The sequence below is a fragment of the Lyngbya confervoides BDU141951 genome, from assembly GCF_000817775.3.
GTDB lineage: Bacteria > Cyanobacteriota > Cyanobacteriia > Thermosynechococcales > Thermosynechococcaceae > Lyngbya > Lyngbya confervoides.
In genome coordinates this window covers 71,206-84,168 of record NZ_JTHE03000121.1, presented here as the reverse complement: position 1 = coordinate 84,168, position 12,963 = coordinate 71,206, and the positions used below count along the sequence as shown (strand labels likewise).

Annotated in this window: 12 protein-coding genes; 7 read left to right on the top strand and 5 right to left on the bottom strand. The window is 54.2% G+C overall.

The window, feature by feature from the left end:
• Window positions 1-107: 107 nt before the first annotated feature.
• Together QQ91_RS21435 and QQ91_RS21430 are read right to left on the bottom strand one after the other, a co-directional pair.
• Window positions 108-1,412, bottom strand: coding sequence for a glutamate-5-semialdehyde dehydrogenase (locus QQ91_RS21435; protein ID WP_166278385.1), 1,305 nt, complete (start codon window positions 1,410-1,412; stop codon window positions 108-110).
• Between the two features lie 54 nt (window positions 1,413-1,466).
• The gene (locus QQ91_RS21430) at window positions 1,467-2,285 is read right to left on the bottom strand and encodes a PRC-barrel domain-containing protein (RefSeq protein WP_166278382.1); all 819 of its coding nucleotides are present in this window, start codon (window positions 2,283-2,285) and stop codon (window positions 1,467-1,469) included.
• A 186-nt stretch (window positions 2,286-2,471) separates the two neighbouring features.
• Between QQ91_RS21430 and murQ the strand changes: the two genes are divergently transcribed.
• Both murQ and QQ91_RS21420 read left to right on the top strand, forming a co-directional pair.
• The gene (murQ, locus tag QQ91_RS21425) at window positions 2,472-3,380 is read left to right on the top strand and encodes an N-acetylmuramic acid 6-phosphate etherase (protein ID WP_250833434.1); all 909 of its coding nucleotides are present in this window, start codon (window positions 2,472-2,474) and stop codon (window positions 3,378-3,380) included.
• Window positions 3,381-3,663: 283 nt separating this feature from the next.
• Window positions 3,664-5,265: a mechanosensitive ion channel gene (locus QQ91_RS21420; protein ID WP_166278376.1), complete on the top strand. Its 1,602-nt coding sequence runs from the start codon at window positions 3,664-3,666 to the stop codon at window positions 5,263-5,265.
• Window positions 5,266-5,350: 85 nt separating this feature from the next.
• Here the strand turns inward: QQ91_RS21420 and QQ91_RS21415 are convergent, their stop codons facing one another.
• Window positions 5,351-7,108: an Rqc2 family fibronectin-binding protein gene (locus QQ91_RS21415; RefSeq protein WP_166278373.1), complete on the bottom strand. Its 1,758-nt coding sequence runs from the start codon at window positions 7,106-7,108 to the stop codon at window positions 5,351-5,353.
• A gap of 263 nt (window positions 7,109-7,371) precedes the next feature.
• Here QQ91_RS21415 and remA point away from each other — a divergent pair, with 263 nt between their 5' ends.
• The 4 genes from remA (at window position 7,372) to QQ91_RS21395 (ending at window position 9,963) form a co-directional block, all read left to right on the top strand.
• The gene (remA, locus tag QQ91_RS21410; RefSeq protein WP_166278370.1) at window positions 7,372-7,629 is read left to right on the top strand and encodes an extracellular matrix/biofilm regulator RemA; all 258 of its coding nucleotides are present in this window, start codon (window positions 7,372-7,374) and stop codon (window positions 7,627-7,629) included.
• 246 nt (window positions 7,630-7,875) lie between these two features.
• Window positions 7,876-8,463: a guanylate kinase gene (gene gmk, locus QQ91_RS21405; RefSeq protein ID WP_166278367.1), complete on the top strand. Its 588-nt coding sequence runs from the start codon at window positions 7,876-7,878 to the stop codon at window positions 8,461-8,463.
• Between the two features lie 114 nt (window positions 8,464-8,577).
• On the top strand, window positions 8,578-9,213 hold the full coding sequence (locus QQ91_RS21400) for a peroxiredoxin (protein ID WP_166278364.1): 636 nt from the start codon (window positions 8,578-8,580) through the stop codon (window positions 9,211-9,213).
• A gap of 78 nt (window positions 9,214-9,291) precedes the next feature.
• Window positions 9,292-9,963 carry a hypothetical protein gene (locus QQ91_RS21395; RefSeq protein ID WP_166278361.1) on the top strand — a complete coding sequence of 224 codons (672 nt, stop codon included), beginning with the start codon at window positions 9,292-9,294 and terminating at the stop codon, window positions 9,961-9,963.
• Here QQ91_RS21395 and mnmH read toward each other — a convergent pair.
• A complete protein-coding gene (gene mnmH / locus QQ91_RS21390; RefSeq protein WP_166278358.1) occupies window positions 9,947-11,029 on the bottom strand; it encodes a tRNA 2-selenouridine(34) synthase MnmH in 1,083 nt (360 codons plus the stop codon). The genes QQ91_RS21395 and mnmH overlap by 17 nt on opposite strands.
• Before the next feature lie 16 nt (window positions 11,030-11,045).
• The gene (gene eno, locus QQ91_RS21385; protein WP_166278355.1) at window positions 11,046-12,332 is read right to left on the bottom strand and encodes a phosphopyruvate hydratase; all 1,287 of its coding nucleotides are present in this window, start codon (window positions 12,330-12,332) and stop codon (window positions 11,046-11,048) included.
• Between the two features lie 209 nt (window positions 12,333-12,541).
• On the opposite strand from eno, the gene gloA reads away from it, so the two are divergent.
• On the top strand, window positions 12,542-12,925 hold the full coding sequence (gene gloA / locus QQ91_RS21380; RefSeq protein ID WP_166278353.1) for a lactoylglutathione lyase: 384 nt from the start codon (window positions 12,542-12,544) through the stop codon (window positions 12,923-12,925).
• Window positions 12,926-12,963 lie beyond the last annotated feature (38 nt).

The window sequence follows — 12,963 nt, the reverse complement described above, 5'->3', positions numbered from 1 at the left end:
GAACCAGGAAGACCCGCAACCCGTCAGAACACCAGCGCGAGGAAAACGCTTGCGAAGGCCATGGCTAGACCTAGCTTAACGGGAACGATTCTGGAACCTGGAAAATCTTAAGAAATTGGTAGATCCTGATGGAGAAATGCCTTGGCATTCTCCCCACTATAGCTGGCGACGATCTGCCCCTGACCTTCCAGTTGATATTTATAGGTCACAATCCCCTCTAATCCCACGGGACCGCGCGGCGGCAGTCGCTGGGTGCTAATGCCGACCTCTGCCCCAAAGCCGTAGCGGAACCCGTCGGCAAATCGGGTTGAGCAGTTGTGGAATACGCCCGCCGCGTCCACCTGGTTCATAAACTGTGTAGCAGCTGCCCTATCCTCGGTCACAATGGCATCGGTGTGGCCCGATCCATAGGTATTGATATGGGCAATGGCAGCCTCAAGGGAGTCCACCACCCGCACCGCTAAGATCAAATCACTGTACTCGGTGGACCAGTCTTCCTCTGTGGCAGATTCCACGGGGATAATTGCCTGGGTCGCCGCATCCCCCTTGAGAACCACCCCTGCCTTTTGCAGGGCTTCATGGATCTGGGGTAAGACCTGGGCTGCGATCGCGGCATGGACTAGCAGGGTTTCGATGGCGTTGCAAGCTGCCGGGTACTGCGTCTTGGAATCCACGGTAATCGGAATGGCCTTCTCCAGATCAGCTGCCGCATCCACATAGAGATGACAAATGCCGTCGGCGTGACCGAGAACCGGAATGCGAGTATTTTCCTGAATAAACCGGACAAAACTATTGGAACCCCGGGGAATGATCAAGTTCACCGCCTGATCCATCCCCAGCAGGGCGCGCGTTTCTTCGCGACTGGTTAGAAGGGCGACCACCTCTGGGGAAATTTCCGTAGCCCCTAGTCCCTGATGTATCGCGCTTACCAGGGCGCGGCAGGAATGGGTCGCCTCCTGCCCCCCCTTCAAGATCACCCCGTTTCCAGATTTGATGGCCAGGGAGGCAATCTGCATCACGGCATCGGGCCGCGCTTCAAAGATGACCCCCAACACCCCCAAGGGTGCAGAAATACGCTTTAAAACCAGTCCCTGATCCAGCTGACGGTGGAGCTGCACCGTGCCCACGGGGTCTGGCAACGCAGCGACGCTGCGCACGCCAGCGATCGCGGCCTCTAATTTTGTCTGACTCAATTTTAAGCGTGCGAAGAGCGCACTGGGAATGCCTTGCTCTTGGGCAAGGGCACAATCTCGCTGATTCGCAGCCAAAATATCGGGGGCTGCCGCCTCAAGCGCCTGGGCCATTGCCTCTAGGGCCGCATTTTTGGCTGCAGCGGTTTGCGGTGCCAGCCCCTGGGCCGCCTGTCGGGTGCGCTGGGCAATTTCTGCCAGAGATTCCGTTAGCGTCGTCATAGGTTAAGCGTCGTCATACATTCAGCGTCATCATACATTCAGCGTCATCATGCATTAATAGTCGGGTTCGCGCTCATACTCAGCAATTTTCTGGCGTTCCGGCAGGTTTAGAGGCTGCGCTTCGTATTGATCCTCTTGAGCCTCGCCTTCATCTGCCCAGGCGTCCCGCTCCAGATATTCATCCCGCATCAGGGGTCGGTCCTCAACTCGCACCCGCTCCTTCTCGCGCTCCTCCTGACGCGGCGGCGCGTAGGTGGGCCGCGTTCCTGACGCCAGCTGATTGCTAGTGGAAACCGTGGTGGGAATATAGTCTTCCATATCCGACTCCCAGGGCGGCGTACTCAAGCCCAAACGCTCCATCAATCCTACGGTCAACTGATTGACCCGCTCCTCAGCGCCTTCGAAGACAATAATGCGATCAGGTCCGCTGCTAACAATTTCGTCAATGGGCAGCTCGTAGGTGCTGATCACTTGGGAGGGAATGAGCGGCAGTCCTAAGGAGGCAATCACCAGGGCGGTCAAATGGCCTGTGTTGGGATCGAACTTAAATCCCCGCACCTTCCCCAACAGCTCCCCCGTCTCCGTCACCACCTCGTGGTTAATGATCGTGCTGCATCCGTAGATATCAACCGGCTCAATGGCATTTTCGTCCTCCACGAGAACCACATCGCCAATCTGCTTCACGCTCGTCAGAAGCATATATCGTTGTTCCCCAGTCACCAGGGTGCTGCGCACGCCCAGGGCTACCACTTCTCGTTGATCCACATCAACCCACATCTGGTTGACAACTCCCAGCTTCCTCCCTGAATTTCGGGTGATCACCTGAGTTCCAATGAGATCGGAACGCTGCTGTATTGGGTCGGAGATGGCCATATTTGACGTGTTCTAACGTGCTATAGGGTTTAAGACGCGAGTCTAGATGTAAAGTTAATTTGCAAAATTGTAGCGTATCTTGTAGTTGCGACTCAGGTCTATGGTAGCTTGGGTTGCTGGTTTTGTGGAACCATGGACGTTGAAGATGTTTGGAGCGCAAGGATTGTGGCATCCTCAGACCTAGACCTGACCCATCTGAGCGAGCGGGGACATTTACTCACGGAGCAAAATAACCCAAATAGTCAAACCCTAGATCAGCTCACCCCCCTGCAACTGGTGGATTTATTCAATCAGGAGGATCAAAATCTCCTCCATGCTATCGCCGGTGCCCGCGCAGGGCTGGCGGAGGCTATCAGCCGCACCGCTCAAGCCCTGCGTCAGGGGGGGCGGCTCTTCTATGTGGGTGCAGGCACCAGTGGTCGGTTAGGGGTGCTCGATGCCGCGGAATGCCCCCCCACCTTTTGCACCCCTCCGTCGCTAGTTCAGGCCATTATTGCCGGAGGCGAGTCAGCTTTGGTGCGTAGTTCGGAAGCCATGGAGGATCGGGCCGAAGATGGTGCCCAGGCCATGGCCGAGCATCAGATTACCCCTTTGGATGTGGTGGTCGGGATTACGGCTGGTGGCACTACGCCCTTTGTCCACGGCGCGATTGCTGCAGCGCGGGAGCGACAGGCCACCACTGTTTTTCTCGCCTGTGTTCCTCCAGAGCAGGTGGCAATTGAGGTGGATATTGACATTCGTCTGCTAGTGGGGCCAGAGATTCTGGCTGGATCGACCCGACTGAAGGCTGGCACGGCAACAAAGCTCGCGCTCAATATCCTCTCCACGGGCACCATGGTGCAGTTGGGCAAAGTGTACGGCAATCGCATGGTAGATGTGTCCGTGACCAACAGTAAGCTCCTCGACCGAGCCGTACGGATTCTTTGTGAACTCACCAGCCTCGATCGAACTGAGGCTTTGGACCTGCTGGAAAAAAGCGATCGCAGCGTCAAGGTTGCCCTGATGGTCCACTGGAGCGGGCAAGAGGCCAGTGCTTGTCAGCAAGCGCTCAAGGAGCACAAGGGCAATCTCAGGCTGGCGCTCGGTAACGTTTAGGGTGACCTAGCCCAACCCTGTCCGGATCTCCCTTAGGGCAATCCCCATCGGGCCCTATGAGCGCTTCTCCATAGAGAAGTTGGATAGAGAGGAGTTGGACGCGAGAATTCAAAAGGCTCAAAGTTTAGGCAAAATTGTCACAGAAAACCGGATTTCTAATCTTTTATTAAGAGAAATTGAGATCTAAGTTTTTGGGTTTACGGTGAGGATGCATTGTGTGCTTTGAACCTCAAATTTTGGGGGACCATATCCGAAGCTGTCTACATTGAGTTAAGAAAGTCTCATGAATAGTCTTGTCGAATCTGTCTCCAACCAATTCGGCACAAGCTTAGGGTCTAATGTTCTCAACATAATTTCCGCAGTTGCGATTTTGGTCATCGGCCTGATCGTCGCCTTCGTGGTCGCGAAAACTGTTCGGAATATCTTGGCCAGAACAGAAGTCGATCAAAAGCTTGCCCGATGGGTCACTGGTGACAACAACCCTACAGTTGTTTCCAACATTGAACAGTGGGTTGAAACTGCTGTTTTCTGGATATTAATGCTGTTTGTGCTGGTGGGATTTCTGCAAGCCCTCCAGCTTTCAGGCGTTTCTGAACCCCTGAACGAGCTGCTGAAGCAGATCTTTAATTATTTACCGAAAATTGGCGGCGCGCTGCTGCTCCTCGGCCTGGCTTGGGTGCTGGCCACGATTGCCAAGATGCTAGTGGTTCGCGGCTTAAAGGCCTTTGCCATTGATGAGCGGGTCAATAGTTCAACCTCTCCTAGCGGCAGTTCAGCGCCCCTTGCCATCAGCGACACGGTGGGTAACGCCGTGTACTGGTTTATTTTTCTATTATTTCTGCCTGCAATTTTGGGGGCCCTTAGTCTCAGTGGCCCCTTGGAACCCATTCAGGTTCTGCTGAACGAAATCCTGGCGACTCTTCCCAATATTCTTGGGGCAGTAATTTATGGGGTTATTGGCTGGTTTTTAGCCAAAATTGTGCGAACAGTGGTGACTAATCTGCTCAGCGCCGTGGGTGCCGATCAGTTTGGTGAACGCTTTGGCGTTGGTCGAGCCACGGGCGGTCGCGGTTTATCCTGGCTCCTGGGAACCTTCGCCTTTGTGGCCATCTTGGTCCCCGTGGCGATCGCCGTCCTCAACTCCCTCCAGCTCGATGCGGTATCCGGTCCAGCCTCCAATATGCTGAACCAGATTTTTGCTGCGGGGCCGCGGATCCTGGCTGCCGTCCTCATTCTGGCCTTCGCCTACATCATTGGGAAGTTTGTCTGTGACCTGGTGACCAACATCCTCACCAGCGTGGGCTTTAACAACATCTTTGAGTGGCTGGGTCTCCAGGCGGCTAGCCCCGCGCGAGAAGAACCCACCACACCCCCGACCGTGGATCCGAGATCCACCGTTCTTCAGGTGGCGCCCACTGGCGAACCGACCGTGCCGCGTAAAACCCCCTCGGAAATGGTTGGCATTATTTCTCTGGTGGGTCTGCTCATTTTGTCCCTGGTTCCGGCCACAGATGCCTTAGGGTTTGCGCCTTTAACCACCATCGTCACCGAGTTGCTGCAAATCCTGGCACAGGTGCTGGTGGGAACTGTCATCTTTGGCATTGGGCTTTACCTGGCCAATCTGGCCTTTACAATCCTGTCTAGCTCCGGTGGCGCGCAAGCGCGGTTGGTGGGTCAGGCGGCCAGAATTGCCATTATTGTCCTGGTAGCCGCGATGGCGCTTCAACAGATGGGCATTGCGCCAAGCATTGTCAATCTTGCCTTTGGACTTCTCGTTGGTGCAGTGGCGGTGGCCTTAGCTGTCGCCTTCGGGTTTGGCGGAATCGATATTGCCAGTGAGCAAATTCGCGCATGGCTGGCTGATTTCAAGAGTAAGGACAGCTAATGTTGATGCCACACCTCTAAAACCCTTAGAAAACCTTCGCCCTGAGGCTGAAGTCCCCCCCAGCGCCTGTTTGAACAGGCGCTTTTCAAGTTTCATGCCCTTGTTTGGCACTTTCGGAAGACACCAGGTCACCTATTGCCTGGGGGGTTCCCCATAAAACCTGCTCCTGCTGATAAATGGCCATCCCAGGTTTGGCCCCCTTGGGCTTGAAGACGTACTTGGGCTGCGTGTACACCACAGGCACCTGGTCGCTTTGACGAGCCCGACTAAAGTAAGCTGCAACATTGGCGCAAAATTGTAAATCATCCTCCTGCACAGCTACCCCAGCATCCAAACGCAATAAAACATGAGACCCGGAGATTTCCTGAGCGTGAAACCAAAGATCGTAGGATCCTGCTGTTTTGAAGGTTAAATGATCATTTTGTTGGTTGTTGCGCCCCACCAATACCGTAAATCCGCTGGGCGTTTTGAGGGATCGGTAGTGAGTTTGAGCGGTGCTGGATCGACGGCGATCGCCTGGCAATGACAGATAGCCCTCCTGAACCAGTTCCTCGCGAATCTCTTGCAGCGCCTCTAGATCCAGATCCGTTTCGTAGGTCTCCAGGCTGGCAATTGTGGCATCGACTTGATCAAGATAGGCCATCTCGCGCTGAACTTCGTGGAGCAAGGGCTGGATATAATCGCGAGATCGCTTGAGTTTTTGGTGCTTTTTGTAGAGTTTCTGGGCGTTTTGCACGGCATTGAGCTCTGGATCTAGGGAAATGGTTCGATCTTTTCCGGTAACAAAATCCTGGAGCACAATCGTAGCCATTCCCGGTTGCCAGCGATGCAGATAGGCCATCAGCAGATCCGCCTGGTCCCTGATCTGATCCGCTTCGGCCTCCGCCATGAGCTGGCGCTGAAACTGGTCCGCCTTTTGGCCGAGCTTTTTTAACCGCACCCCAACTGCCTGCACGAGCTGATGGCGAAGGCGCTCAAAGGCCTGAACCGCCAAAGCCTCGCCATAGTACTGCTGCAACATCTCGGATACACTCGGCATTGGCTGATCTGCCTCCAGTCCCAGAACCGTATAGCCGTCAGCACAGAGGGCGGGGGTAAAGGAGGCCTGGGCTAGGCAGCGAAGCCAGTGCTGCCATTGATCAAACAACCGTTGCCAGTCTTGAGGTGCCAGCTGATCCACCGATTGCGTCCCCTGCAGTCCCGCAGCACGGATCAGACGATTTGCCAAGCGTGAACCGACGCCCTGATAGGTTTGTATGAGCGCCCGGATCAACGGCTGGGGGATCAGCTGAACTTGCGATCGCCAATGATCGTAGGACTCATTTACATTGGGCTGAGCAGCAAACTGACGCGGGGGCATCTCATAGGGCTGCCCCGTCTGCACTGGGCGTTGGCGCGACTGCTGGGCGCTTACCTGATGGGCCGCGGCCACAATCACCTGGTCAGCATTCAAAAGCACCACGTTACTGTACTTGTTCATCACCTCAACCATCAAACTCCCCTGAATCGGATCCTGGGGCCGTTGGGCAAATTTCAACTCCACCACACGCTCCCAAGGACGCTTGAAGGTCAGATCCACAAGCGCCAGACCGTTGATCTGATGCCGTAGCTGATCACTAAAGGTAAAGGTGTCTGGATGCTTCGGTGGAGGCGATCCCAGGGCGATCCGAGCTGCTTGAGGGTGCCAGCTGATCTCCATCCAGCCGCGCTTGTGGGCTGTACGGATTGCCATGCATAGGGTGTAGCGATCGCGCTGATAAAATTGCTCGACCCGTGACGGGATCCACCGCTGGCTTAATTCATGGCAAGATGCCACTAAAGTGGTGTAATCAACTCCTTGCACAATTCAAGTTCCTAAAAAAAATCGAGAAGAGTTGATAATGTAGGATTTCAACCGATAACATGGGAATATGGCATCTTACTTTTTCATTGCCTCATCACTCGAGGCAGCTTCGCTAAGCCCTCGCATTTTACCGCGATGCTTTTCGAAGCCGAATCAGGTATTTAGGTGTCTATGCAGGAGGATAACTGGGAAATACGGCTAAAAATTTCGCTTAAACACGAATTCAGGCTCGTTTTCCATTGTATTTTTTTCAAGGCGCATCTATGGATATTCAACTCATCAACATTGGTTTTGGGAATATTGTCTCTGGCAATCGAGTCATCTCAATTGTCAGCCCAGAATCTGCTCCCATCAAACGGATCATCACGGAGGCTCGAGAACGAGGACAACTGGTGGATGCCACCTACGGTCGTCGCACGCGCGCTGTTATCATTACAGATTCCGGGCATGTGGTCCTTTCCGCGATCCAGCCCGAGACAGTCGCAAACCGTTTTGTGGTTAGTAAGGATAATGTGGACTAACCCTCATCAGTCCTTAGTGTTCTAAGACCGACAGGACGATGCGATGGCTCTTTCATTTGGGAGAGAACTCGTCCTGAGGTCAAATCACCGGGTTAAATCACGGATCAATCAACCGTCTATTTTTGTCATGGGCTGTCAGTTCAAAGATGGATGGTTCCCGCAGCAGTCCATGACATCGCATCGGGTGATATGTTTCCCTATATTGTTTTCAATATTGTTGTTCAATGTTTTCGTCGGTAACAGCACGTGCTTACCCAGCCTTCGGGCCGAATCTTTGTGATCACAGGCCCTAGCGGTGTCGGCAAGGGCACTTTGCTCAAGGCGATTTTCCAGGCCCACCCCGAACTGTATTTTTCGATTTCAGCCACCACGCGATCCCCAAGACCCAACGAAATTGAGGGACAGCATTATTATTTTTTAACGCCTGGCCAGTTCCAGCAAAAGGTTGCCCAGGGCGACTTTTTGGAATGGGCAGAATTTGCCGGGCATTATTACGGCACCCCCAAAGACCCTGTTCTCGATCAAGTTCAGCAAGGCAAGACCGTCATCTTAGAAATTGAACTCGAAGGCGCTCGCCAGGTGCGTCGGACCGCACCGCAGGCCCAGCAAATCTTCATTGCGCCGCCTTCTATCGCTGAACTGGAGGCGCGAATTCGCAATCGGGGACAAGATGATCCCCAAGCGATCGCCCGTCGCCTCAAGCGAGCCGAAACTGAGATTGCCGCTGCCTCTGAGTTTGACCACATCATTCTCAATGATGATTTAAACACTGCGGGTCAGGCGCTGACCCGTCTGCTGTTTCCCGAGGCAGAGCAGACTGTAACCCAACGTTAACAAAGATCTTAATTCCCACCGGAGAACCGGGTTTTATGCCATGATCGAACCTGGCGATGCGCTGCCATTTTTTGGGGCGACACACAATACAACCCACACATTAGGAGTACAGGTATGACTTTGAGATTGGGGGATACAGTTCCCAACTTTACTCAGGATTCCACCGCAGGTCCCATTGATTTTTACGAATGGGCCGGAGAGAGTTGGGTCGTTCTTTTTTCCCATCCTGCCGACTACACGCCGGTTTGTACCACAGAACTCGGCGAAGTCTCGCGCCTAAAGCCAGAGTTTGAGAAGCGCAACGTCAAGGTTATTGCGCTCAGCGTTGACGATGTGGATTCCCACAACGGCTGGATTGGGGATATCAACGAAACCCAAAACACCAGCGTTAACTATCCAATTTTGGCCGATGCGGACAAAAAGGTCTCCGATCTCTACGACATGATCCATCCCAACGCCAATCCGAAGGTGACGGTGCGATCGGTCTTTATCATTGATGCTGAGCGGAAGCTCAGAACTGTCATTACCTATCCCCCCAGTACAGGACGCAATTTTTCTGAAATTCTGCGGGTTATCGATTCGCTCCAGCTCACCGATCATTATCAGGTTGCAACCCCCGTCAACTGGCAGGAGGGAGAAGATGTGGTCGTTGCGCCGACCATTCCCACCGAGGAAGCCCGCCAAAAATTTCCAAAAGGCGTCACTGAAATTAAGCCCTACCTGCGCATGACGCCTCAACCCAATAAGTAGGGCGTCGGTCCCGTCATATATCCATTGTTTTGCGACCCAAGGCGGGGCTGCAAAACAATGGCTCCCCAAGGAGGACGGATGTTGTTAGATCCCCAAGACACAGTGATTGCCTATCTGGACTCTGCCCAGGGTCACTCTCCCCAGGAGGTGGTGCAGGCGCTGGTTCAGCTGGAAAAAAAACAGCGCCGGGATCGATCCCCAATTCCGGCTGAGGTGATTCTCGGGACCTGGCAGCTTTTGCTGGTAGGTCGGCAAGGTCCGGCCCATCGTCGGGTCAAGGTGCAGGGACGGAAGATTCCCCACTGGATCACCCTGCAGTTAACCTATCGTCAATCCGATCCTCTGCCCGATTTGCGCGGGGAAATTGAAAACTCGGTGCGCTGGAGAGCATTGCAACTTAAGCTCACCGGACCTTGGCAATATCTGGCTCCACAAAATCGGATGGCCTTTGACTTCACCCGGTTGTCCTGCGGCTTGGGGGAGAAATTGATCTTTTCCCGGTCAATTCGCGGCGGAGAAGCCGCAGAGCGAGAGTTCTGGTCGAAGAAACTCAAGGATCAGGCCTTTTTTACCTATTTCTGGGTTGGCGATCGCGGTATGGCGGCGCGGGGGAAAGGCGGCGGTCTGGCGCTGTGGAAACGCGTTGGAGATGATGGGGCTGCTGGCCCCGCCGAGGGGATCAACCTGCTGGAAGAACAGCGCGGCCTCCTGGGGAATAGACGCATTGCAGAGCCTATAACGTTACCCTAGAGCCCTGGGCGGTGGACCTCAGATCTAGCGAGATTAGTGTCTGTGCCGTTTGCTCTAGGGTTTTCGCCTTGAGGTCTGGCAAAACCAAGGTCAAGATCGGATCGAGGTACTGCTGACCCATGGACCGCCGGTAGGCCGGATCGTAGTGAACCTCGAGCAAGGACTGCACAATTTCTGGAACCTTTTGCGCAGCAATGAGCTGATTCCACCGCTCAATCTGAATCTTGCCATAGCGGGCCTTCAATTGCTGTAGTTTGGGCCGTAGGCCCGCTAAATCCTGGGCGAAACGGGGGTAGTTCTCGCAAAGATAGGCAACCCGACCCTGTATTGGCGCATCGACTGCCACGCAAGGGCTGTGTTTAAGCCGTTTCCAGAGGGGACCCGGTATAAACACCTGACCAATTTTGCTGCTTTCCGCTTCTATCCACAGGGTCTGGCCTGCCGGAAACGATCTCAAGACCTCCACCAACCTGGATTCAAAGCCTTTTTGACTGGGCTGGGGCATCTCGTCCAGGCTGCCCAGCAGCGATCCCCGATGACAGGCCAAATGCTCCAGATCCAAGACCGCGGATCCCTTTTGCTGCATTCGCTGCAAAATCCCAGTTTTTGCCGTTCCTGTCAGTCCCCAAAGTACGTTGAAGCTAAACTGATCGGGCAATTGATTCAAACTTTCCCGCACAAAATGTCGGTAGGATTTATAGCCGCCCCGCAGCAGTGCTGTGCGCCAACCCACCTGGGTGAGGACCAGCGCCAGACTCTGCGATCGCTGCCCGCCTCGCCAGCAATAGATCAAGGGCCGATAGGTCTTTGGCTTGGTGCCAAAATGCTGCTGAAGATGAACCGCAATATTTTGAGACACCAGAGCCGCGCCGAGCTTACGAGCTGCAAAGGGGGAAATCTGCTTGTATACCTTGCCCACCTCCGCCCGCTGGTGGTCATTGAGCACAGGTAAATTCAGGGCTTCAGGAATGTGATCCTCAGCAAACTCTGAGGGCGATCGCACATCAATAATTTCTGAAAAGGACTGATCCCAGGGATAGTCCGTCAGAACGGGTTGAAGTCCCATTGAAACAAAAAGCTCGCTATCGAATCCTTGGCCCTAGGCCAGCCGCCCCCGCATAAATGGCCGCGGTTCCCAGCTCATCCTCAATTCGCAAAAGCTGGTTATATTTCGCAACGCGTTCACTGCGACACAGCGACCCTGTTTTGATCTGCCCAGATCGGGTGGCCACCGCTAGGTCGGCGATGGTGGTATCCTCTGTTTCTCCAGACCGGTGGCTGATAATGGCGCTAAACTGATTCCGCATTCCTAAATCTATGGTTTGCAGGGTTTCGGTTAGAGATCCAATTTGATTGAGCTTAATTAAAATCGAGTTTCCTGCTCGCTCCGCAATTCCCTTATGAAGGCGAACCGGATTGGTGACAAATAAATCATCGCCCACCAGCTGCACGCGATCGCCCAGCTGCGCCGTCATCTGCTTCCAGGCCGACCAATCCTCCTCATGGAGAGGATCTTCAATGGAAACAATGGGATAGTCTCCCACCAAGGACTCAAGATAGGCAATTAATTCCTCCGGACTGTGGGCTTGCCCATCGTAGGTATATTGCCCTGCCTGGTAAAACTCCGAAGCTGCCACATCCAGAGCCAACGACACCTGATCCCCAGGCTGATAGCCAGCCTTTTCAATGGCCGCAATCAGGAGATCAAGGGCCGCTTGATTGGATTTCAAATTAGGCGCAAACCCGCCTTCGTCCCCCACCCCCGTCAGGAGCCCCTCCGCCTTCAACACGCTAGCTAGGGCCGCAAAAACCTCCGCTCCCCAGCGCAGGGCCTCGCGGAAAGAGGCTGCTCCGTGGGGCACAATCATGAACTCTTGAATATCCACGTTGTTGTCGGCATGGGCGCCCCCGTTGATGACGTTCATCAGCGGCACCGGCAACAAATTAGCCAGGGGTCCCCCTAAATACCGATACAGCGGTAGCCCGACGGCTTCAGCCGCTGCCTTGGCATTGGCTAAGGAGACCGCCAAAATAGCGTTTGCTCCGAGTTTGGACTTATTGTCCGTTCCGTCAAGCTCAATCATGGCTTGATCCACCTCAGCCTGGTCCAGGGCATCAATCCCCACCAGCTCTGCCTGAATCTCTTTCCGCACGTGATCGACAGCTTGGAGAACTCCCTTGCCACCATATCGACCCGCCTCATCATCCCGCAGCTCATGAGCCTCAAAGCTGCCGGTAGAGGCTCCGCTCGGGACTTGGGCAAGGCCCACTGCACCACAGTCTAAAATGACCTCAGCCTCAACGGTGGGGCGTCCCCGAGAATCTAAAATTTCACGAGCGTCAATTGCAGCGATCGCGGTTTCCTGCATAGCTTGATTGTTCCAATAACGGCAGTTAAAGAGTAGAAAAAGAAATGAGCAGTGTGTTGAGTCAGCGGAATCTCGGATTTGACCGTCAGACAGAACTCAGGATCGCAAGATTCTCGCTTAGCCAGGAAAGATCTGTTAGAGCCAACCCCTATCCTAGGGGGGATTGGGACACAATGGAACTGACCTGACACAATGTTCCTAGAAACCCCATGAGAATTCTGCATACCATGCTACGAGTCGGAGATCTAGAGCGCTCCCTCGCTTTTTACTGCGATGTTCTGGGCATGAAGCTGCTGCGCCGCAAGGATTATCCGGGCGGGGAATTCACCCTTGCCTTCGTAGGCTATGGGGAAGAGTCCCACCACACGGTAATTGAGCTGACCTATAACTGGGGTGTGAGCGAATACGACCTCGGCAATGCCTACGGCCACATTGCCCTGGGGGTAGACGATATTTACAAAACTTGCCAGGACATCCAAGCGCGAGGGGGCAAAGTGACTCGCGAACCCGGTCCCATGAAGCATGGCAGCACCGTAATTGCCTTCGTCGAAGATCCAGACGGGTACAAGGTTGAGCTGATCCAAGGCAAATAGACCCAGTTGTGGGGCATTTCGTAAACTGCCACAGCCGA

Excerpts from the sequence above, each read along its gene's own strand:
- QQ91_RS21435 (WP_166278385.1), bottom strand. The coding sequence starts at position 1,412 with ATGACGACGCTAACGGAATCTCTGGCAGAAATTGCCCAGCGCACCCGA.
- QQ91_RS21430 (WP_166278382.1), bottom strand. The coding sequence starts at position 2,285 with ATGGCCATCTCCGACCCAATACAGCAGCGTTCCGATCTCATTGGAACT.
- QQ91_RS21420 (WP_166278376.1), top strand. The coding sequence starts at position 3,664 with ATGAATAGTCTTGTCGAATCTGTCTCCAACCAATTCGGCACAAGCTTA.
- remA (WP_166278370.1), top strand. The coding sequence starts at position 7,372 with ATGGATATTCAACTCATCAACATTGGTTTTGGGAATATTGTCTCTGGC.
- QQ91_RS21400 (WP_166278364.1), top strand. The coding sequence starts at position 8,578 with ATGACTTTGAGATTGGGGGATACAGTTCCCAACTTTACTCAGGATTCC.
- QQ91_RS21395 (WP_166278361.1), top strand. The coding sequence starts at position 9,292 with ATGTTGTTAGATCCCCAAGACACAGTGATTGCCTATCTGGACTCTGCC.
- mnmH (WP_166278358.1), bottom strand. The coding sequence starts at position 11,029 with ATGGGACTTCAACCCGTTCTGACGGACTATCCCTGGGATCAGTCCTTT.
- eno (WP_166278355.1), bottom strand. The coding sequence starts at position 12,332 with ATGCAGGAAACCGCGATCGCTGCAATTGACGCTCGTGAAATTTTAGAT.
- gloA (WP_166278353.1), top strand. The coding sequence starts at position 12,542 with ATGAGAATTCTGCATACCATGCTACGAGTCGGAGATCTAGAGCGCTCC.